Source organism: Lacisediminimonas profundi (genome assembly GCF_008831265.1).
GTDB classification, from domain to species: domain Bacteria; phylum Pseudomonadota; class Gammaproteobacteria; order Burkholderiales; family Burkholderiaceae_D; genus Lacisediminimonas; species Lacisediminimonas profundi.
In genome coordinates this window covers 245,827-266,073 of sequence record NZ_VTTH01000003.1, presented here as the reverse complement: position 1 = coordinate 266,073, position 20,247 = coordinate 245,827, and the positions used below count along the sequence as shown (strand labels likewise).

Annotated in this window: 16 protein-coding genes; 9 read left to right on the top strand and 7 right to left on the bottom strand. The window is 64.6% G+C overall.

Features of this window, described 5'->3' with window-relative positions:
* Positions 1-20: 20 nt before the first annotated feature.
* A complete protein-coding gene (locus FVE66_RS10965) occupies positions 21-2,120 on the bottom strand; it encodes a hydantoinase/oxoprolinase family protein (protein ID WP_151447475.1) in 2,100 nt (699 codons plus the stop codon).
* Positions 2,121-2,293: 173 nt separating this feature from the next.
* Here FVE66_RS10965 and FVE66_RS10960 point away from each other — a divergent pair, with 173 nt between their 5' ends.
* The 3 genes from FVE66_RS10960 to FVE66_RS10950 all read left to right on the top strand — a co-directional run bounded on the left by FVE66_RS10960 (position 2,294) and on the right by FVE66_RS10950 (position 4,970).
* Positions 2,294-3,295, top strand: coding sequence for a LysR family transcriptional regulator (locus FVE66_RS10960; RefSeq protein ID WP_151447474.1), 1,002 nt, complete (start codon positions 2,294-2,296; stop codon positions 3,293-3,295).
* Positions 3,296-3,494: 199 nt separating this feature from the next.
* Positions 3,495-4,373 carry an EAL domain-containing protein gene (locus tag FVE66_RS10955; protein ID WP_151447473.1) on the top strand — a complete coding sequence of 293 codons (879 nt, stop codon included), beginning with the start codon at positions 3,495-3,497 and terminating at the stop codon, positions 4,371-4,373.
* A 3-nt stretch (positions 4,374-4,376) separates the two neighbouring features.
* The gene (locus tag FVE66_RS10950) at positions 4,377-4,970 is read left to right on the top strand and encodes an RBBP9/YdeN family alpha/beta hydrolase (protein ID WP_151447472.1); all 594 of its coding nucleotides are present in this window, start codon (positions 4,377-4,379) and stop codon (positions 4,968-4,970) included.
* 37 nt (positions 4,971-5,007) lie between these two features.
* On the opposite strand, the gene FVE66_RS10945 is transcribed toward FVE66_RS10950, so the two are convergent.
* From FVE66_RS10945 to FVE66_RS10930, 4 genes are all read right to left on the bottom strand, one after another.
* Positions 5,008-7,359 (bottom strand): molybdopterin guanine dinucleotide-containing S/N-oxide reductase, encoded by a 2,352-nt coding sequence (locus FVE66_RS10945; protein WP_151447471.1) that lies wholly within the window; start codon positions 7,357-7,359, stop codon positions 5,008-5,010.
* Positions 7,360-7,363: 4 nt separating this feature from the next.
* Positions 7,364-8,344, bottom strand: a complete 981-nt coding sequence (locus FVE66_RS10940; protein ID WP_151447470.1) for a Bug family tripartite tricarboxylate transporter substrate binding protein — start codon at positions 8,342-8,344, stop codon at positions 7,364-7,366.
* A gap of 74 nt (positions 8,345-8,418) precedes the next feature.
* Complete coding sequence (locus tag FVE66_RS10935) at positions 8,419-9,036, bottom strand: cysteine dioxygenase family protein (protein WP_241673157.1); 618 nt, start codon at positions 9,034-9,036, stop codon at positions 8,419-8,421.
* A 116-nt stretch (positions 9,037-9,152) separates the two neighbouring features.
* Positions 9,153-10,751, bottom strand: a complete 1,599-nt coding sequence (locus FVE66_RS10930; protein WP_161993253.1) for a rhodanese-like domain-containing protein — start codon at positions 10,749-10,751, stop codon at positions 9,153-9,155.
* Between the two features lie 190 nt (positions 10,752-10,941).
* Between FVE66_RS10930 and FVE66_RS10925 the strand changes: the two genes are divergently transcribed.
* The 3 genes from FVE66_RS10925 to FVE66_RS10915 are packed head-to-tail and all read left to right on the top strand — an operon-like array spanning position 10,942 to position 13,294.
* Positions 10,942-11,856: a reductase gene (locus FVE66_RS10925; RefSeq protein ID WP_151447468.1), complete on the top strand. Its 915-nt coding sequence runs from the start codon at positions 10,942-10,944 to the stop codon at positions 11,854-11,856.
* Positions 11,853-12,101, top strand: coding sequence for a glutaredoxin family protein (locus FVE66_RS10920; RefSeq protein ID WP_151447467.1), 249 nt, complete (start codon positions 11,853-11,855; stop codon positions 12,099-12,101). Before FVE66_RS10925 ends, FVE66_RS10920 begins: the two co-directional genes overlap by 4 nt.
* The gene (locus tag FVE66_RS10915; RefSeq protein WP_151447466.1) at positions 12,098-13,294 is read left to right on the top strand and encodes a CaiB/BaiF CoA transferase family protein; all 1,197 of its coding nucleotides are present in this window, start codon (positions 12,098-12,100) and stop codon (positions 13,292-13,294) included. Before FVE66_RS10920 ends, FVE66_RS10915 begins: the two co-directional genes overlap by 4 nt.
* Before the next feature lie 104 nt (positions 13,295-13,398).
* Here the strand turns inward: FVE66_RS10915 and FVE66_RS10910 are convergent, their stop codons facing one another.
* Positions 13,399-14,205 carry an IclR family transcriptional regulator gene (locus FVE66_RS10910; RefSeq protein WP_241673154.1) on the bottom strand — a complete coding sequence of 269 codons (807 nt, stop codon included), beginning with the start codon at positions 14,203-14,205 and terminating at the stop codon, positions 13,399-13,401.
* Positions 14,206-14,594: 389 nt separating this feature from the next.
* On the opposite strand from FVE66_RS10910, the gene mutS reads away from it, so the two are divergent.
* Both mutS and FVE66_RS10900 read left to right on the top strand, forming a co-directional pair.
* Positions 14,595-17,273 (top strand): DNA mismatch repair protein MutS, encoded by a 2,679-nt coding sequence (gene mutS, locus FVE66_RS10905; RefSeq protein ID WP_241673149.1) that lies wholly within the window; start codon positions 14,595-14,597, stop codon positions 17,271-17,273.
* Between the two features lie 60 nt (positions 17,274-17,333).
* A complete protein-coding gene (locus FVE66_RS10900; protein ID WP_151447464.1) occupies positions 17,334-18,290 on the top strand; it encodes a hypothetical protein in 957 nt (318 codons plus the stop codon).
* Between the two features lie 19 nt (positions 18,291-18,309).
* Here FVE66_RS10900 and FVE66_RS10895 read toward each other — a convergent pair whose 3' ends face one another.
* On the bottom strand, positions 18,310-18,846 hold the full coding sequence (locus tag FVE66_RS10895; protein WP_151447463.1) for an FKBP-type peptidyl-prolyl cis-trans isomerase: 537 nt from the start codon (positions 18,844-18,846) through the stop codon (positions 18,310-18,312).
* Positions 18,847-19,089: 243 nt separating this feature from the next.
* Between FVE66_RS10895 and FVE66_RS10890 the strand changes: the two genes are divergently transcribed.
* On the top strand, positions 19,090-20,211 hold the full coding sequence (locus FVE66_RS10890; protein WP_151447462.1) for a ribosomal protein uL16 3-hydroxylase: 1,122 nt from the start codon (positions 19,090-19,092) through the stop codon (positions 20,209-20,211).
* Positions 20,212-20,247 lie beyond the last annotated feature (36 nt).

Genomic DNA, 20,247 nt, shown 5'->3' with positions numbered 1-20,247 from the left:
TTGTCCGTGTCCATGTTCCGCTACTGAACCTGTGCGCTGGCCGACGCTGCGCGCGCCAGCTTCACGATCAGGCTGCCGTGTTCGTCGATATGAAGCGTGGCGCCGCTGGGCACCACCGTGGTGGACTCGTCTTCCTCGATGATTGCCGGTCCCGGCAACTGCAGGCCGACGGCGATGCGGTCGCGCCGGTGTACCGCGAAATCCATCCAGGTGCGCAGGCGCGGACAGTATGCGCGGCGGGTGCCGGTCCTGCCGTCGCTGCGCGCGGTGGAACGCGCACCTTCGACCGGGGCCACCCGGCGCTGCGAACTGGCCGACAGGCGGAAGGTCATCAGTTCCAGTTGCAGGTCCGGATAGACACGGCCATACAGCTTCAGGTAGGCGCGTTCGAAACCGCCGCGGATTGCAGCCAGCGTTTCATCATGCGTGCGGCCTGGCGTGAAGATCACGTTGACGTCATAGCCCTGGCCCAGATAGCGCATGTCGACGCTGTATTCCAGCGCTACAGCGGCCGAATCGACCGTCTTTGGCAAGCGCATTTCGCATTCGGCCGCCATCTCGCGCTGCAAGCCGCTCAATACTTCCGCCGTAAGCTGCTTGAATAGCACCCGGTGCGAGCGCACGGCGTCGTACGCAACCGGCGCCACGATCATGCCGAATGCTGCCGCCACCCCCGCGCGCGGTGGAATCAGCACGGTGTCGATGCCGAGCCGCGCGGCCAGGTCGCAGGAATGGACCGGGCCGGCGCCGCCGAATCCGACCAGCGCGCAGGAACGCGGATTCTCACCTTTCTCGCTGACATAGGCCTTGGCCGCGGACGCCATGTTTTCGTTGACGATGGCGTGAATGCCGAACGCAGCCTGGTCAACCGGTATGCCGAGCGGATCGGCCAGTACCCGCTTGATCGCGGCCTCAGCTGCGGCACGATCGAGCTTCATGCGCCCGCCAAGGAAGCTGTCGCCATCCAGGTAGCCCAGCACCAGGTCGGCGTCGGACACGGTAGGTTCGGTTCCGCCCTGTCCATAACAAGCAGGTCCCGGCACCGCTGACGAACTTTCCGGTCCCACCTGCAGCGTGCCGACCGGCGTGCGTTTGGCGATACTGCCGCCGCCAGCGCCGATCTCGATCAGGTCGACCACCGAAACTCGAACCGGAATGCCGCTGCCGCGCTTGAAGCGGTGAACGTGGGCCACCTCGAAATCATTGGTGCGGATCGCACGGCCATCTTCCACCAGCGCCAGCTTGGCGGTGGTGCCGCCCATGTCGAAGGCCAGGACCTTGTCCAGCTTTGCCAGGCGGGCGAAATGCGCGGCGCCGAGCGTGCCGGCGGCCGGGCCGGATTCGATGATCTGCACCGGGAAGTCGCGCGCAAACGCAACCGAGTTGATGCCGCCGCTCGACTGCATCATCAGCAGCTCGCCCTTGAAGCCCTGCTCCAGCACGCGCTGCTCCAGCCGGCGCAGGTAACGCGAGGTGATCGGCTTGGCATAGGCATTGATGGTGGTCGTCGTGGTGCGCTCGTATTCCTTGATTTCGGGAAGCACGTCGGACGACAGCGTGACCGGCGTGCCGGGCGACATCTCTTCAATGATCTCGCCCACCCGGCGCTCGTGGGCCGGGTTGCGGTAAGAATGCAGCAAGCACACAGCGAACGACTCGCAGCCCTGCTCCAGCAGCTTGCGCACCGCCGTCCTGACGCTATCCTCATCCAGCGGCGTCAGCACGGCGCCTGTGGCATGCATCCGTTCGTCGACTTCCAGCCGCCTGTAGCGTGGCACCAGCGGCTCGGGGAAAGCGATCTGCAGGTCGTAGGCATCGAAGCGCTTTTCCCGTCCGATCTCCAGCACATCGCGGAAACCGCGGGTGGTCAGCAAGCCGGTCCTGGCGCCCTTGCGCTCGATGACTGCGTTGATCACCAGCGTGGTGCCATGCACCATCACGTCCAGCGCCGCCGCCGTCCGGCCCTGGCGTTCGGCGAGCTTGCGCACGCCCTCGTCGATTGCCCGCGAGGGGTCGTCCGGCGTGGTCAGGCATTTGTAGACTTCCACCCGACCGCTTGTCTCATCCACTTCGACGAAATCGGTGAACGTGCCGCCGATATCACTGCCTAGCGTGATCATCCTGTTCCTTTCGTGACATCCCGCTTGCCGGGATTGATTTGACGCTGCCGGCCCCCGCTGCCGGCCCCTTGATTGGCTGCATTATCCGAATCCAATGTAGCACCCGACATTTGGCAACGGAATACTCACATTGGTAATATGAGTGTTAACATTTTGTTTAAGCGAGCGAAGCGATGGACAAGTTGCGAGCACTGGAATATTTCGTGGCGGCGGCAAAGGACGGCAGCTTTTCGGCGGCGGCCAGGCGGCTCGATGTCAGCACGCCGGCGGTGGCGCGGCTGATCACGGCATTGGAAACCAGCCTCGGGGTGCAACTGTTCCATCGCGCGACCCAGGGCATCGCGCTGACGCCGGACGGCGCCGGCTACCTCGAGGCCTGCAAGCCGGTGCTGCAGCAACTGCGGGCGGCTGATGAATCGCTGACTGGCGCGGCAGTGCGCGCGCAAGGGACGCTGGTGCTGGGCGTACCGCCCTCGCTATCGCAGCATTGCGTGCTGCCGGCCATGGCTGCTTTTCATGCACGCTATCCCGACATCCAGATCGATATCCGGACCGTCGACCTGGCGAGCGCGCCGGAAGCGCAGGAAGCCGACATATTGCTTTTGTACGGCTGGCAGTCTCATGCGGGAATGGTGCACCGGCGGATTGCGCAGACGCGTTCCCTGATCTGCGCCTCGCCGTCCTACTGGGCAGCGCACGGTGTACCGCAGCGGCCGAAAGACCTTGAAGGCCACACCTGCCTGCTGTTTCGCGACCAGGAAGACACCATCCTCGATTTCTGGGAATACGAGCGCGAGGGTCGCAAGGAGGCGGTCACGGTCAGCGGCTGGCTGATCAGCGATCACCGCGATGTGCTGCTCGATGCCGCGATCGCCGGCGCCGGCGTCGCGCGCTTCTCCGACCTGACGATCGCCAGTCACTTGCGCAGCGGCCGTCTGGTGCCGGCATTGCTGGACTGGGAGACCAAGCATGCACCACCGATCAACCTGATCTACCGCGCCAGCCAGCGCCGTACCCCGCGGGTACGGGTGTTCATCGACTTTCTGGTCGAACTGTTCAAGGAACTGGAAATGCAGAGGGTGCCAACGCCGACCGCGCCGCTGCCGGCGGAGCGTCCGCACTGGTACAAGCGGCGCCATGGACGGGCATCGGCTTCGCCGCGGGAGAAGGAATAAGCCAGCCGCCGGCATGTTTGTCATCGATCAAGACTCTTGAGTCCGACCATATCAGAAACCCGATTATCCATAGCCGCAAAGATTCGTTTGTGATCGGCCATGCCCGCCCTACCATGAGCAAGGCTTGGTGCGGCGTTGCGTCATGCGGCGCCGATGAGCCGGCCTTCGGGCATCGCGTTCCCGGAAAGGAAATGGATACATGCCGTCCCCCACAATCAATGACTACCTTGACCGGCTGCCGCGCTCGGCTGCGCCTGGCCAACGCATCTGGCTGGGCCAGGATGGCAGTGCGCGGGGACAGTATTTCAACTGCACGCTGACCAGCGTGTTCCAGCCGGTGCGGGAAATCGACTCCACGAGCATCGTCGCTTATGAAGCTTTCATCCGCAGCTACTCGAAGACCGATGGCGGCTTGTCGGTATGGAAGCTGCTGGAGCAGGCCGCCAGCGATGACGAGTCAGTCGAACTGGACCGGCTGTGCCGGATGCTGCATGTGCTCAATTTCCATCGGCAAGCGGAAGCGGCCGGATCCGACCTGTACCTGAGCGTGCATGACCGCCTGCTGGCCGCGGTGGGCAGCAACCATGGCATGGTGTTCCGGCGCGTCCTCGACAACCTGGGCCTGCCTGCGGAAAAGATCGTGCTGCAATTGCCGCAGTCGATGCCGAACCAGGGCTGGCTGCTCGACTATGTGGCCGACAACTACCGCCGCAACCGCTTCAGGGTGGCCGTCAACGTGGCCAATGCGGCGGATGGCTTGCAGTTGCTGGGCCGGGTGCGGCCTGATGCCATCAAGCTCGACGGACGGGAGATCACCGATCGGGACGGCGTCGAGGCGCTCTTGCGCAAATGCCGGACGCTCGGCGTCGAACTGCTGTTCAAGCGGGTCGAGAGCGAGACGGTCGTGGATGTGCTGGCCGGCATGCCGGCTGACGGCCGGCCGATCCTGGCCCAGGGCCACGCATGGGACCTGCCCAAGGCTGCGCTCGACCGCCGTTCAGGCCACGAGCATGCAGCGACATCGGCGCGCAGCCTGGCGAATCCCGGCGGCACCGCATCCCGAGCGGATGCGGCCTGAGCCATGCTGGCGCGCATTGCCGATTTCCGCGTCCTGATCGTTCCTGGATTGAATGACAGCGGCCCCGGCCACTGGCAGTCGCGCTGGCAGGAATTTTATCCCGCGTTCGAGCGTGTCGAGCAGCGCAATTGGGACGTCCCGGATCTGGAATCATGGTCGGAGCAGATCGGCCATGCCCTGCGCCGCTCGGCGCGGCCGGCTGTGATCATTGCCCATAGCTTTGGCTGCCTGGCGACAGTCCATCGTTCGCTGGCCCACGCCCCTAACCTGTATGGCGCCTTGCTGGTGGCCCCGGCCGATCCGGTGAAGCTGGGCGTTAACGAGGCTTCGCTCCAGGGGCGATTGCGGTTTCCCTCGGCCCTTGTCGCCAGCGAGGATGACCCGTGGATGAGGATGGAACGCGCTGCTTTCTGGGGCGACCAATGGGGCAGCGATTTCATCAATGCTGGCGCGCTGGGTCATATCAACGCCGAGTCGGGACTGGACGAATGGTTGTTCGGGCTGGCGCAGTTGCAGCGACTGGTGCAGCGGATTCCGGGGCGTCGCTCGTGCCAGTGCGGCGGGCTTGCGCATGATGCGCCGTCCGCTTCGGCTTGAAGGACGGCCGTTGCGGCTGGGTCAACGAGACGCCGGGTTACGGCAGAGCACCAGGCGCCCGCGCCACCAATGAAGGCTCCACAAACGCGGGCGCATCGAACGCCGTCACTTCCGGCACCGCGCCGGCATGCTTCTCCACTTCGACCAATGCAGTATGGGCGCTGCAACCCTGCGTCAGCCGCGAGGTGCCGGCGTCGCGCGTCAGGACGTTGGGATTGCCGTGCTTGTCCAGCGTACCGGGCTCGTCGGGATCGAGCGGGTCGTACCAGGCCCCGGTCGCCATGATGGCAACGCCGCGCAACAGTCCCGCTTCCAGGCGCGCGCCGGCCAGGCAGGCGCCGCGCGCATTGTGGACCCGCACGATGTCGCCGGCAGCAATCCCGCGCGCTGCCGCGTCGTCGGGATGCAGCAGGATCGGCTCGCGCCCGCCGATCTTGTTTTCCAGACTGACGATGCCGTGGTCATACTGGCTGTGCAATTTGGTCGATGGCTGGTTGGAAATCAGATGCAGCCAGTGGCCGTCGTGCGGCGCATTGCCTGTCCATTCGGCCGGCTCCCGCCAGACCGGATGGCCCGGACACTCCTCGTATCCAAAGCCGGCGATCGTTTGCGAACCGATCTCGATGCGTCCGCTCGGCGTGGGCAGCGGATGCGCCACCGGATCGGCCCGAAAATCTGCCAGGAACACCGCAGGCCGCGCCGGTAATGGCATCTCGACCAGGCCCTCTTCCCAGAACTGATCGAAGCCGGGCAGGTCGATCCCGAAGCTGCGACCCTTCTCGCGCGACAGTTCATACAAATGCCGCAGCCAGCCCATGGTGTCGCGGCCCTCGGTGTAGGCGGCTTCCGTCCCCAGCCGCCTGCTCAATGCAGTGAAGATGGCGTAGTCGTCCCGCGCCTGCCCCACGGGGTCGATTGCGCGTTTCATCGCGACCATGCACGGGTCGCGCGTGGCACTGCCGATGTCGTCGCGTTCCAGGCTGGTGGTGGCAGGCAGCACCACGTCGGCCAGCTTGGCGGTGGCGGTCCAGAACTGCTCGTTGACGATGATCGTGTCCGGCCGACGCCAGGCCCGTAACAGCCGATTCAGGTCCTGGTGATGATGGAAGGGATTGCCGCCCGCCCAGTAGACCAGCCGGATGTCCGGATAGTGCATCACGCCGCCGTCGAATTCGAGCCGGCCGCCGGGGTTGAGCAGCATGTCGGCAATGCGCGCCACCGGTATCGACGTCTTCACCGCATTGCTGCCCTGCGGCAGGGTCGGCCCGGAAAATGCGGCCGCATGGGCGCCGGCATTGTTGATCGCGCCATAGCCCAGCCCGAAGCCGCCGCCGGGCAAGCCGGCCTGGCCCAGCATGGCCGCCAGGGTCACCAGCATCCAGTACGGCTGTTCGCCGTGATCGGCGCGCTGCAGCGACCAGCTGGCGTTGATCATGGTCCGCTGCGCAGCCATGTCGCGAGCGAGTTGCGCGATGGTTTGCGCATCAATGCCGGTAATGCCGGCCGCCCAGCGCGCGTCCTTGGGCTGGCCGTCGCTCGCGCCTGACAGGTAGCGCGCGAATTCATCGAATCCGGTGCAATGGCTGCGCAGGAAGCCGGGATCGTGCAGCCCGCGCGCCATCAGTTCATGCGCCAGGCCCAGCATCAACGCGACATCGGTGTTGGGGCGGATCGGCAGCCACTCGGTCTGCGCGCCGTCGAGATCGCCGCGCGCAGGGCTGATATTGACGATGCGGCAGCCGGCTGCGGCCAGCCGTTGCAGGCCGCCGCGCAGCCAGTGGCGGGAAGCGCCACCGGTGCCGACCTGCGCATTCTTCGCCGGCACCCCGCCGAATGCGATGAACAGGCTGCAGTGTTGCTCCAGTACTGGCCACGCCGTCATCTGCGCGATGATGTCGTCCATGCCCATGACGATATGGGGCATCAGGGTGCGGGCGGCGCCGAGGCTGTAACTGCCGACATGGCCGGTGTACCCCCCCGCGCAATTCATGAAGCGGTGCACCTGGCTCTGCGCATGATGAAAGCGCCCCGCGCTCGACCAACCATACGAACCGGCGAAAATCGAGGCATTGCCGTGATGCTGGCGGACGCGATCGATCTCGCCGGCAACCAGGTCCAGCGCTTCATCCCACTCCACTTCGACGAAGGGATCGATGCCGCGCCGCTCTGGCGCACTGCCCGGCCCGCCTTCCAGCACGCTGCGCCGCACCGCCGGCCGACGCACGCGGGTCGGCCCGGTCAGGGCCGCCGGCATGGAGCGCGCAATTGGCGACGGGTCGGGATCGCCGGCATGAGGACGCAAGCCGGTGACTGCACCCGCCGCACGCTCGACCTCGTACAGGCCCCAGTGGGTGGACGTGAAGAGCGGCCTGGACCCGGACGTGGTCATGTCGTTATTGAAGCTTGGCGCCGGTCTCGGCCACCACCTTGGCCCACTTGTCGATCTCTTGCTTGAAGAAAGCACCGGTCTCCGCAGGCGAGGAAATGACCGGCGTCGCACCCTGCTTGGCGAACACTTCCTTCACCTCGGCAGAAGCCAGGATCTTGTTGATCTCGCCATTGAGCTTGCTGATGATGTCGGCAGGGGTGCCAGCCGGAGCGACGATCGCAAACCACGGCGCCGCCACGAATTCGGGCATGCCCAGTTCGGCAAAGGTCGGGGTATCGGGCAGGACTTCGCTGCGTTTGGCAGAGAGCGAAGCGACTGCACGCAGCTTGCCGGACTTGATGTGCTGCAGCACGGCCGGCACGTTCTCGAAGTCAGCATCGATGGTGCCGCCGATCAGGTCCACCACGGCCGGGGCCGAACCCTTGTAGGGAATCATGTTGATCGAGGTGCCGGTACGCAACTGGAACAACGCCGTCAGCAGATGGCTTTGCGAACCCAGTGCATTGAGGCCGAAGCTGAGCTTGCCGGGATTGGCCTTGGCATACGCCACCATGTCCTTGACTGTCGGCGTCTTCGAGTTGGCGCCGGTCGCCAGCACCATGCCGACCTCGCCGACCATGGAAACCGGGGTCAGGTCGCGCTGCACGTCATAGGGCAGCTTGGGATAGAGCTTGAGGCCGACCGCCAATGGCGCTGACGACGCCAGCAGCAGGGTGTAGCCGTCAGGCGCGGACTTGGCAGTCGCTTCGGTGCCGATCACGCCGCCAGCGCCGCTGCGGTTTTCCACCACGAAAGGCTGCCCGAGCGATGTCTGCAGGCGGCTGGCGATCACCCGCGCCATGATGTCGGTGCTGCCGCCCGGCGGGAACGGCACGATGATCTTCACCTGCCTGGCCGGATAGGACTGCGCGTGGGCAGCTGGCGACAGTGCCGCCGCAAGCGTGGCGGCCAACAGCGCGGCAATCGTGCAAAGCGTCCGTTTCATGATGTCTCCTCGTTTCATGTTTTATATTTTATGCAGCATGCTTTGTACTTCGTGTTTTGCTTCTTGTATTTTCTTCAGTCTGCGCCGCGGGCTTTCTGCACGCCAGTGGCAGCTGGAAAGACCTTGTAGCTGTTCTTGCTGCGACTGTACATCTTGCGCTGCAGGCAGTGTTCGACGCTCATTCCATACAGGTGCAGGTTGGCGTGCGGACCGTCATCCCCAAGATGGATGGAATGGATGTCGTCCGGCATCAGCGCGGTGGCAACGCCGGCGACCACGTCGAGTTCGCCGCTCTGCTCGATGCGCGCCACGCCAGGTTCGCTGCCGTCATCCAGGCGCCGGTACAGCTTGTTATGTTCACGCCCGTGCATGCCGACGATGACTGCCCAGGTGTCGTGATCGTGCGGCGGTGTGAAGCCTCCCGGCGCCGGCGCCACGACATACAGGGCGAAGCGGTGATCAGGATCTTCGGACAGCCGGTACATGCTGGCATTGCCACCCTCGATCGGTGGAAATTCCTCGACCGGGAACAGGTCGCGGCGCGCGGCCAGTCCCTGCATTTCGACGGTGATCTGCTTCAGCCGGTCGCGGTCGACGCCGCCGTCGGCCAGCTTGCGCACGCGCGCCAGCATCTCGCGCGCCAAGCGCATTCTTTCGGCGACGATGTCGTTGGCGGATACCGGCATGTTCATGTTTATTCTCCGTAGCTGGCTGCCGCTGCTCGTGTTGCGGCAAATTGTTGTCCTGCGACTTTATCGTTGCGACTTTATCGTTGCGACTTTATCGTTGCGACTTTATCGTTGCGACTTTATCGTTCTGATGCCGACGACTGCTGGCGGATCTGCTGTATCAACTGCTGCTCCCACGCCAAGTAGCGCTGCATCTCTTCCAGGCCGGCATCGTACGGTTGCACCACCAGGTCAGTCGCGCCGGCCAGGCCGCCAATTGCGCCCTGCTCGAGCTCAAAACCGGCCGATCGCCATGCAGCGACTCCGCCGGCCAGGACCGGCACGCCGGGCCATCCTGCACGCGCCAGGTTGGCTGCGGCCATCGTCGACAGGGTGCCGTCGCGGCAGGTCAGGACCAGGCGCGCGCGCTGCGCGTCGGACATCGCTGCCACCCGTTCTTCCAGATCGCCGTAGCGAATCCAGTCGGTTCCCGGCAAATGGGTCTTGGCGGCTTCGGCACTGGTATCGACATTGACGACCTGCATGGACGCCATGTGCTGCGCCAACTGTCCCGGCGCAATCGTGCGCGCCAGCTCGACGGCTTCGTCCCATCCGAGCGGCTGCTCCCGGCCACGACCGGTTTCCGTCATGCCGCCGGCCGCCTGCCATGCCCGCAGCCCGCCCTGTAACAGGTAGACCTGTGCAAATCCCATTTGCCGGTACCAGTAGGCAGCCAGCGCGGAACGCGTTTCATCGTTGTCGATGAACACCACGCGCCCGGCGCGAACCGGCACGAATTCATCGGCGCGCTGTATGGCCAGGCCACCAGGCACCGCGATCGAGCCGGGAACATGCCCATCCACAAATTCCGGCACCTGGCGCACGTCGACCAGATAGACATTGGCACGACCGTCTGCGCGCTCCTGTCTCCATGCCTCGAACTGCTCGCAGGACAGGCGTTGCGCGCCGGCCTGCAGCGCCAGCGCCAGCACATCGGCTTCAGATTGGGCGGCGAAGGCGGGATCTGGCGTCAGCACGCCGGCGCCCTGCCCGCGCTCCAGCGGGTAACCGGCCAACCGCCATCCCATGGTGCCGTTTTCCAGTGCATGGACGTCCGGCACCCCCAGCAGGCGCAGGGTCTGGCAGGCAACGATGCTGCGGGTGCGGCCCGAACAGTGGACCACGATTGGCCGCCCTTCGCCGCGCAGGCTCGGGGCCAGCCGCGCGAGTTCGGTGCCAAAGGCGCCGCGCGCGCCAGGAATACGCGAACTGCGGTACTCCTCGGGAGAACGGATGTCGCATACCAGGTGATCGCGCCCCTCGTCCTGCCACTGTTTGAGGGTGGCCACATCGATATGCGGCACATGCTGTCCTTCCTGGACTTCCTCGCCGAACAACTTGCTCGGCACATTGCTGCCGGCTACGAGTATCTGGCCGCTGGCGGCCCAGGCCTCTGTGCCGCCGTCGAGCACGCTGACCTGGCGATAGCCGAGCCGCTCCAGCGTTCCGGCTGCGTACCGGGCCCGTCGGTCGGCGCCACCGCCGTCGACCAGGCAAATGGCAGTGCCGCGGTCCGGCACCAGCGCCGCGATACGGAATTCGATCTGGCGGCGCGGCAGGAAGCTCGCGCCAAAGATGTGGCCACGGTGGGCTTCACCGGCTTCGCGCACATCGAACAGGGCATGTTCCTGCCCTGATTCAAGCCACTCGCGCAGTTCAGGGACGGAGAGAAGGATCATGCAAACGAGTATCGTGCATGCACGGGCCGCGGACAACGTCCGACAAGCGCCAGCAGCATTACCGTTCGCATTGCGAAACGTCCGACGAATTGCTGCGCCGCAGTAAGGTTGGCATGCATTTTGTGCAGTGCATTTTGAAATGCGAACGCTTTGTGCCGATTCCTTGACACCCCGGCACCGCCTGCCGATCATGGGCTCAACCTCAGAAGGAGATCCTCACATGGCCGGACCCGTACGCTATATCGAGAAGACGCGCGAATACTACCTGTCACAAGGGTATGACAAGCCCTACCAATGGGCGCACTACGACGAAGTGCCATTCACGCCGCTGACCAAGCCGCTTGCGCAATGCCGTGTGGCGCTGATTTCCACCAGCGAGATTTCGATCCATGGCGTCGAGTCGGTCGAAGACGAAAACCAGATGGGCATCGTCGGCGGCGCCTACACATTGCCATCCGACACGCCTGCGTCCCAGCTGTACAGCCCATCGCACAGCTTTGACCAGGCCGCCACGACACTGGAAGACGTGGATGCGTTCTACCCGACCACGCGCCTGCATGAAGCGGTTGCGGCCGGCCGCATCGGCAGCCTGACGGCCCGTTTCCATGGCGTGTTCAACGCCTACAGCCAGCGCCGCACCCGCGAACGGGACGCGCCGGCGGTGCTGGAACGCTGCCGCGAAGACGGCGCCGATATCGCCGTGCTGGTGCCGGTCTGCCCGGTCTGCCACCAGACCATCAGCCTGGTGGCACGCCATCTGGAAGCCAATGGCATACCGACGGTGGTGCTGGCTGCCGCCCGCGACATCGTCGAATACGTCGGCGTGCCACGCGTGGTCCATACCGATTTCCCGCTCGGCAATCCCTGCGGCGAACCGCACAATCCCGCCCAGCAACGCGAGATACTTGAAATCGGCTTCAAGCTGCTGGAAACGGCCTTCCTGCCGCGCACCACGGTGCAGACGCCCTTCCGCTGGAGCCATGGAGAAGCATGGAAAGACCTGGTCTTCACGCCGGAACAGCCGTGGAAGACCGGCGAAGTGGAACAGGACTGGCTGCGCAAGAAGGAGCTGTACAAGCAACTGAAGGCCGAAGGAAAGGTATGACCATGCCCACTGAAATCACTGTTTATTCGACGCCGCTGTGCGCTCCCTGCGAGCGGCTCAAGCAATACCTGCGCACCAACGGCGTCGCCTTCGTGGCGCGCGACCTGATGATGGACGAGGACGCCGCTGAGAAAATCGAAGACCTGGGCATCCGCTCGTCGCCGGTGCTGGAAGTTGACGGCAAGTTCTACTCCGGCGCCCAGCTGACGCCGGAGACGCTGGCCGGGGTGCTGGGTATCGCATGAGTGGTCCGCTTTCAGGCGTGCGCGTGCTCGACCTGTCGACCGTGCTGATGGGCCCTTTCGCTGCCCAGATGCTGGGCGACATGGGCGCCGACGTGATCAAGATCGAGTCGCCGCAAGGCGATGTCACCCGCCAGTTGTGGCCGTTCCGGAATCGCGGCATGGGCCACATGTTCATGAACGTCAACCGCAACAAGCGCTCGATTGCGCTTGACCTCAAGCGCGAGGAAGCGCGCGCGGCCTTGCTGGCGCTGGTGGCCGGCGCCGACGTGCTGCTGTACAACTCGCGCCCGAACTCCATGGCGCGGCTGGGCTTGTCGTACGAGGAAGTGCGGGAAGTGAATCCCCGCATCATCTATGTCGGCGCGTTCGGCTACAGCCAGCGCGGCCAGTACGCCGCCAAGCCGGCCTATGAAGACCTGATCCAGGGCGCGATCGGCCTGCCCGCGCTGTTCATGCGCCAGGGCGCGGAGCAACCGCACTACGCGCCGATCAACCTGGTGGACCGCGCGGTCGGCCAGCAGGTGGCCAGCGCAGTCAGCGCCGCACTCTACTTCCGCGAAAAATCCGGCAAGGGCCAGCGCATCGACATCCCGATGTTCGAGCACATGCTGGCGATAGTGATGGGCGAGCACCTGGGCGGCGCAGCCTTCGAGCCGCGCGTGGACGAACCCGGCTATTCCCGCATCCTCTTGCACGAGCGCCGGCCGTTTGCCACCAGCGACGGCTACATCTGCACGCTGATCTACACGGACAAGCACTGGCGTGCCTTCTTCGCCCTGATCGGCAAACCCGCGATGATGGACGAAGACCCGCGCTTCACCAGCGCCGCCTCGCGCAGCCAGCACTACGGCGCGGTCAACAGCATGGTCGCCGAAGAATTGCGCAAGCGTTCCACGGCCGAGTGGCTGCAGGATTTCGAGCAGGCCGACATCCCGGCCCAGCGGGTCAACGACCTGGAAGACATCCTGGCCGATCCGCACCTGGCGGAGATCGGCTACTTCACCGAGCACGACCATCCGACCGAGGGACGGATCCGTACCACCGCCGTGCCATCGGAATGGTCGGAATCCAAGCCGGAATACCGCTTGCACGCGCCGCAACTGGGCGAGCACACGAGGGAGATATTGCGGGAGGCCGGGCTGGACGAGGAGCGGATCGAGGCTTTGCTGAAGAGCGGCGCGGCGCGCGGTTGAGGGGCTGTATCTGACCCGGTGCGCCTGCAATCCGCGGGCGCGCCGGCATTCCCGCGAAGTCGCCTCACGCCACCTTACTCCGCCTTACTCCGCCTCACTCCGCCTCACTCCATATCCAGCGCACTCTCGATCGCCCGCACCATCTGCGCCAGCCGCGGCCCAAGGTCATTATCAAGAGCCCCCGGCGCAAGGTCGTCGACGCGCACTGCGCAATTGAACACCATAACCTGGTTGGTGCCCGGACGCCGCAGCGGCACCGCCACCGTGTGCGTGTTCGGATCGTAGTCGCCCCGCCCCACGCAGAAACCACGCTCGATATAGTCCTGCAAGCCCTGCTCGACCCGGTCCGCGTACGTTGCCCACAGATCCGGCGTCTTGACCTGCAATTGATTGATCAGCTCTTCACGCTCCCGGACCGGCAGCGCCGCCAGGTGCGCGCGGCCCATGGCGGAAACGACGATAGGAAAAGTCTGGCCGATGTCGGGCCGCACACTTCGGGAACGAGTCGAACGAGCGGTCTCGATATAGACCATGTTGAGCCGCTCCCGTATTCCGAGCGAGACCCACCCGTGCGCATGGTCCGCCAGTTCCTTCATCGGCAGCCGCGCCACCTGCCGCACGGCGATATTGGCCAGCAATGGGTGAGCAAGCGACAACACCGCATTGCCCAGTTCGTATTTGCCGTACTTGCCGATATGCGGATGGTGCTGCAGGTAGCCCAGCAGCGTCAGCGTATAGGTCAGGCGCGACACGGTCGGTCGCGGCAAGCCGGTCCGCTCGGCGATTTCCTTGTTGGTCAGGATCGGGGCGGCAGCGCTGAAGCACGCCAGCACCTGCAGGCCGCGCTGCAGGGTGGTGGCGAACTGGCGGTCGCCATGGGCGTCTTCGCCGGGTGGGAGTTCGGGTTTCAAGGAGAACCAGGGTGTCGAGTCGGACATACCGTACCAGAAAATCGGGCCGGGGACGACCGCCTGTGGACATTGGCTGGTGCAAGGCCCTTCCAGATCCGCAGCCGGAACGGTGCCTGACGTTTCGCCATTCATCGCCAATGATGCCTCCTTCCCTGCGCACGCCTGGAATACAATCACCCCTTTGCCGCCGGCGGGCCCTGCATTGAAGACAGCGCGGGACCGGATGCTCATCTGGCCGATGCTGCCCCTCATTAGCGAAAGCACCACATCCTCGCCATTGATACGGGCTCGCGGGCGGCTACCGGAATGAGCGGCCACAGGACTGATCACCGGCCGCCCTCGTTCGCTGCAATCCAGCCGAACGGGTGCCAAGTCCAAGAATTGAGCTAATGACAAACATGAAAATTTCGGGCGACCTCGAAAAACAGACTCCGATGATGCAGCAGTATTTACGCATCAAAGCCGACCACCCCGACACCCTGCTGTTCTACCGCATGGGCGATTTCTACGAGCTGTTCCACCAGGACGCGGAAAAAGCATCCCGCCTGCTCGGCATTACCCTGACCCAGCGCGGCGCCAGCAATGGCTCGCCGATCAAGATGGCGGGCGTGCCTTTCCACTCGGCTGACCAGTACCTGGCCCGGCTGGTCAAGCTGGGTGAATCGGTGGCGATCTGCGAACAGATCGGCGATCCCGCGACCAGCAAGGGGCCGGTGGATCGCAAGGTGGTCCGGGTGGTCACGCCGGGCACGCTGACAGACAGCGACCTTCTGCCGGAAAAATCAGACCGCCCGCTGCTGGCGGTCTGCATTACCAGCCAGCGCCGCCAGCTGACAGTCGGCCTGGCATGGCTGTCGATGGCGGCCGGGCGGCTGCGTACGATGGAGTTTGGCGGGGAGGAGAAATCCGTCGCTGCGCGCCTGCGCCAGGAGCTGGAGCGGATTGCACCGGCCGAGGTGCTGGCCAGCGAGGCACTCGAGATGCCGCTTCCGGCAGCGCGGGTGACGCCGGTCCCCGACTGGCATTTCGACCTGCCGGCTGGCGAGCGGGCATTGAAAGCACAGCTGGCGGTCGCCTCGCTCGCCGGCTTTGGCGCGGACAATCTCACTGCCGCACTGGGTGCGGCCGGTGCCCTGCTGCGCTATGCCGAATCGACCCAGGGCCGTGGCCTGCAGCATGTGCGCTCGCTGACGGTGGAGTCGGAGAACGAATTCATCGGCATGGATGCCGCCACCCGGCGCAACCTCGAGCTCACCGACAGCCTGCGGCCGCAAGATACGAATTCGCCCGATACCACGCTGTTCGCGCTGCTCGACCACTGCCGCTCCGCGATGGGCTCGCGCCTGCTGCGTCACTGGTTGCACCACGCGCCGACCAATCGTTCGATCGCGCGCGCGCGCCATGCCGCGATCAATGCACTGATGGGCAGCGACCTGTGCGGCGACATGAATGCAAGCTTGTCGCAGGTGCCGGACATCGAACGCATTACCACCCGCATTGCGCTGCTTTCCGCGCGCCCGCGCGACCTGTCGGGACTGCGCGATGGTCTGGGCCAGCTTGAACCCTTGCGCTCACTGGCGCTGCGTGCGGCCAACGGCATGCCGGACGGACTGTTGTCGCAACTGGCGCAGGCCATCATGACCCCGTCCGAATGCCTGGATTTGCTGAGGCGCGCGATTGCAGCGGAACCGGCGGCGATGGTGCGCGATGGCGGCGTGATCGCGCCCGGCCATGATGCCGAGCTGGACGAATTGCGCGGCTTGTCCCAGAACGCCGGACAGTTCCTGCTCGACCTGGAAACACGGGAGCGCGCCCGTACCGGCATCAGCAACCTGCGGGTGGAGTACAACAAGGTTCACGGCTTCTACATCGAGGTGACGCACGGCCAGACCGACAAGGTCCCGGACGACTACCGCCGCCGCCAGACGCTGAAGAATGCCGAGCGTTACATCACGCCGGAACTGAAGGCCTTCGAAGACAAGGCACTGTCAGCGCAGGAACGGGCACTGTCGCGCGAGAAGATGCTGTACGAGGAACTGCTGCAGCAACTGGCGCCGCATATCCCGCGCCTGCAGGAAATCGCACAGGGCGTGGCGCAACTCGATACGCTCAATGCGCTGGCCGTGCATGCGCTGGCGAACGACTGGTGCGCGCCGAACCTGGTGGACGAGCCCTGCATCGTGATCGAACAGGGACGGCATCCAGTGGTGGAAAAAACCATCGAGCGTTTCATCGCCAATGACTGTCAATTGAATCCGGAGCGCCGGCTGTTGCTGATCACCGGTCCCAACATGGGCGGCAAATCGACTTTCATGCGGCAGGTGGCCCTGATCACCCTGCTCGCCTGGGTCGGCAGCTTCGTGCCGGCCGGCAGCGCGACCATCGGGCCGGTGGACCGCATCTTCACCCGCATCGGCGCCGCCGACGACTTGGCGGGTGGCCGTTCGACCTTCATGGTCGAAATGACCGAGTCGGCGGCAATCCTGAACGGCGCCACCGAACGTTCGCTGGTGCTGATGGATGAGGTCGGACGCGGCACCTCCACCTTCGACGGCCTGGCGCTGGCTTGGGCCATCGCCCGCCACCTGATCGAAACCACCAAAAGCTTCACGCTGTTCGCAACACACTATTTCGAACTGACGCAGTTGCCGCAATCCTGGCCGGCGTCAGCAAACGTCCACCTGTCGGCGATCGAGCACAAGGACAGCATCGTGTTCCTGCATGCGGTGCAGGCGGGGCCGGCTTCGCAAAGCTATGGCCTGCAGGTGGCCCAGCTGGCGGGCGTTCCCGCTGCGGTGATCCGCGCCGCGCGCCGCCACCTGGCACAGCTGGAAGCGCAATCGGTCGGCTCCGCCACCCAGTTCGACTTGTTTGCATCTGTTACAGATGCGTCAAACACGGAGCTTGAGCCTGACGCTACGATGACGGTGGCGCAGACGAATCCGCTGGCCGATGCGCTGGGTGATGCCCTGGCTGATGCCCTGGCCAAAATCGACCCCGACAGCCTGTCTCCGCGCGAAGCACTGGACGCGCTGTACCAGCTCAAACAGCTGGCCAACAACGAATAGCAGCGCGTAGCAACGAATAACAACAAGTAGCAACGAGTAACAACGAAAACAACGCACTGAATGAAACTGCCACTGGCACCAATGCTGGCATGGCCAACCGTCCGGTTGCCGGCCGCCCTTGTCCTGCCCCTTCTGTGCCTGCTGCTTGCGCTGGTGCCGGATGCGCAGGCGCAGCAGCGCCGCTTCAGCTTTGGCGTGATCGGCCAGCCGGACCGCATCGGACCGAGCGAAGATCCCTTGCGCCAGGCACTGGCCGAGACTGATCGCCAACGGCTGGCATTCGTCGTACTGACCGGCCTGAAATCCGCGTCCGAGCCGTGCTCGGATCGCCTGTATTCCGAGCGGCGCGAAATGCTGGCTGAGGCGCGCAGCGACATCATCGTGTCACTGTCGGCGAGCGACTGGGCGGAGTGCAGGCGCGAAGACGGCGGGTCGGCTGCCATGAACCGTCTGGAGCATGTGAGGGAGATATTTTTCACCGGGCCAACCAGCATCGGCGGAGCCAGATTACCGGTCGCACGCCAGTCCGCGAGCGCGCAATTCCGCAGATTTTCCGAAAACATGCGGTGGGAAGCCGGCGGGATACTGTTCGGCACTGTGAACGTGCCGGGGGATAACAATCATTACAAGGCAGAGGCCGGCCGCAACAGCGAGTTCGAAGACAGGACGATTGCCAACCGGGTTTGGCTAAAACGCCTGGCGCAGACGGCAAGCCGGGACAGAAAGCGCGCGCTGGTCTTGTTTTTCGATGGCGACCCGCGAATGACGGCGCCCTTGCGGGGCGCCAGGCCGGCCGCTGGCGGACGCGACGGCTATCAGGAATTCCGGCGCCAGTTGCGCGAACTGACAGCGCAGTTCCCGGGCCGCGTGCTGCTGGTGCACCAGCCCCGGGAAGCCGGCGCCGCGACCGGCATGGTCTGGCGCGGCAACCTGGGTGAACTGATGGTCGGCCCGGGCTGGATCCGGGTCATGTTCGATGCCCGGACAGCTACCTTCAGCATCGCCAAAGGCAGCTGACAGGTGGCGAGCCGGATCCTTACTGGATCGGTACCGTGCGGAACTGGTCGCCCGCGTCGTCTTCGTCATCGCCATGGTGATGATGACCGTGCGGACCATGGGCATGGCCGTGGGTCTTTTCTTCGTCCGATGCCGGGCGCACCGCAACGACTTCCAGCGAAAAACGCAGGGCCATGCCGGCCAGCGGATGGTTGCCATCCAACACGACCTTGTCGTCCGCAATGTCGGTCACGGTGAAGATGACCGACTCTTCATCGTCCGCGTCCGGCGCACCTTCGAACTGCATGCCGACTTCGAGCGGATCTGGCAGGCGATTGCGTGCTTCGATGCGCACCAGCTCCGAATCATATTCACCGAATGCGTCTTCAGGCTCGACCTGGACGTCGAGCTTGTCGCCGACATTCTTGCCGGCCAGTGCTTCTTCCAGCTTGGGCAGTGTATTGCCGTATCCACCATGCAGGTAGACCATGGGCTCGCGGCTTTCTTCGATCAGATTGCCCTGGGCGTCGGAGAGTTTGTAATTCAGTGTGACTACGGTGTCTTGGGCAATCGTCATGATGCGTCCTTGTGTGTGAAATGTGCGGCGAATTATACCGGTAGACCCAGCGGTAGACCCAGCGGCAGACCCGACGTCCCGGTCTGGCCGGGACATCCGTCCCCGCCATGAATCGCCGCCCGCATGCCCTGCCCTGGCGGCGCATCAGCGTCCTTGCATCCCTGGCTTGCGGGTCCTGCGCATCTCAGTAGATCTCGCCGTGGATCTCGCCGTGGAACTCGCCGTGAACTATATAATGCGCTGATGAAAAAACTGACCCTGCTCGGCGGACTGACGCCTGCCAGCTTCCTGAAAGAATACTGGCACAAAAAACCGCTCCTGATCCGGCAGGCAATCCCCGGATTCACGGCGCCTTTGTCGCGCGACGAGCTATTCGCACTGGCGCAGCGGGACGATGTCGAGTCTCGGCTGATCACCCATTTTGCCGGGAAATGGAAGCTCACAGCCGGGCCCTTGCCCGAGCTGCCGCCGACCACCCGCCGCAACTGGACCACGCTGGTGCAGGGCGTGAACCTGCATGACGACCGCGCCGACGCCCTGCTGGGCCAGTTCCGATTCCTGCCAGACGCCCGCCTTGACGACCTGATGATCAGCTATGCGACGGACGGCGGCGGGGTCGGCCCGCATTTCGATTCCTACGACGTATTCCTGCTGCAGGCGCATGGCCAGCGCCGCTGGAGCATAGGCCGTCAGCGCGACCTGACCCTGGTAAAAGGCTTGCCCCTGAAGGTACTGCAAAACTTCGAGCCTGAAGAGGAATACGTGCTGGAGCCGGGCGACATGCTGTACCTGCCGCCGCATTACGCGCATGACGGCATCGCGGTGGGCGAGTGCATGACGTATTCGATCGGTTTCCGGGCGCCGGCCTGGCAGGAGCTGGCGGAAAGCTTCCTGCAATTCATGTCTGACACCGTCGAACTGCCCGGGCGCTACGCCGACCCTGACCTGCAACCGGCCAAACGCCCGGCAGAACTCCCGGCTCAGATGGTGGAGCAGGTAAGCCGCGAGCTGCAGCGCATCCGTTTCGATCGAGACGACATCAGCCTGTTCCTTGGCGAATACCTGTCCTCGCCCAAGCCCCAGGTGTTCTTCGAATCGCCGGCTCGCCCGCTGAGCCCGGCGAAGTTCGCCGATGCGGCCCGGCGGCGCGGCGTGCGCCTGTCGCCCCGCTCGCGCATGCTGTACGCCGGGAGCCGGGTTTTCATCAATGGCGAATCCTTTGATACCGGCCCCGAGGACCGGGCAGTCCTGCGCCTGCTGGCAGACCAGCGCATGCTGTCAGGCGAGCAAGCCGGACAGGCTTCGCCGGACGTCAGCGAAGCGCTCTGCACATGGTACGAGGACGGCTGGCTGTTGCTGGCATAGGACTTTTCCCGCCCGATCATTGGATCTGTGTCAAAA

What these genes read in the sequence shown, in the direction of transcription:
- FVE66_RS10935 (WP_241673157.1), bottom strand. Translation starts at nt 9,036, where the DNA reads ATGAACATGCCGGTATCCGCCAACGACATCGTCGCCGAAAGAATGCGC.
- FVE66_RS10950 (WP_151447472.1), top strand. Translation starts at nt 4,377, where the DNA reads ATGCTGGCGCGCATTGCCGATTTCCGCGTCCTGATCGTTCCTGGATTG.
- FVE66_RS10920 (WP_151447467.1), top strand. Translation starts at nt 11,853, where the DNA reads ATGACCATGCCCACTGAAATCACTGTTTATTCGACGCCGCTGTGCGCT.
- FVE66_RS10900 (WP_151447464.1), top strand. Translation starts at nt 17,334, where the DNA reads ATGAAACTGCCACTGGCACCAATGCTGGCATGGCCAACCGTCCGGTTG.
- FVE66_RS10945 (WP_151447471.1), bottom strand. Translation starts at nt 7,359, where the DNA reads ATGACCACGTCCGGGTCCAGGCCGCTCTTCACGTCCACCCACTGGGGC.
- FVE66_RS10940 (WP_151447470.1), bottom strand. Translation starts at nt 8,344, where the DNA reads ATGAAACGGACGCTTTGCACGATTGCCGCGCTGTTGGCCGCCACGCTT.
- FVE66_RS10965 (WP_151447475.1), bottom strand. Translation starts at nt 2,120, where the DNA reads ATGATCACGCTAGGCAGTGATATCGGCGGCACGTTCACCGATTTCGTC.
- FVE66_RS10915 (WP_151447466.1), top strand. Translation starts at nt 12,098, where the DNA reads ATGAGTGGTCCGCTTTCAGGCGTGCGCGTGCTCGACCTGTCGACCGTG.
- FVE66_RS10955 (WP_151447473.1), top strand. Translation starts at nt 3,495, where the DNA reads ATGCCGTCCCCCACAATCAATGACTACCTTGACCGGCTGCCGCGCTCG.
- mutS (WP_241673149.1), top strand. Translation starts at nt 14,595, where the DNA reads ATGACAAACATGAAAATTTCGGGCGACCTCGAAAAACAGACTCCGATG.
- FVE66_RS10890 (WP_151447462.1), top strand. Translation starts at nt 19,090, where the DNA reads ATGAAAAAACTGACCCTGCTCGGCGGACTGACGCCTGCCAGCTTCCTG.
- FVE66_RS10960 (WP_151447474.1), top strand. Translation starts at nt 2,294, where the DNA reads ATGGACAAGTTGCGAGCACTGGAATATTTCGTGGCGGCGGCAAAGGAC.
- FVE66_RS10930 (WP_161993253.1), bottom strand. Translation starts at nt 10,751, where the DNA reads ATGATCCTTCTCTCCGTCCCTGAACTGCGCGAGTGGCTTGAATCAGGG.
- FVE66_RS10925 (WP_151447468.1), top strand. Translation starts at nt 10,942, where the DNA reads ATGGGCTCAACCTCAGAAGGAGATCCTCACATGGCCGGACCCGTACGC.
- FVE66_RS10895 (WP_151447463.1), bottom strand. Translation starts at nt 18,846, where the DNA reads ATGACGATTGCCCAAGACACCGTAGTCACACTGAATTACAAACTCTCC.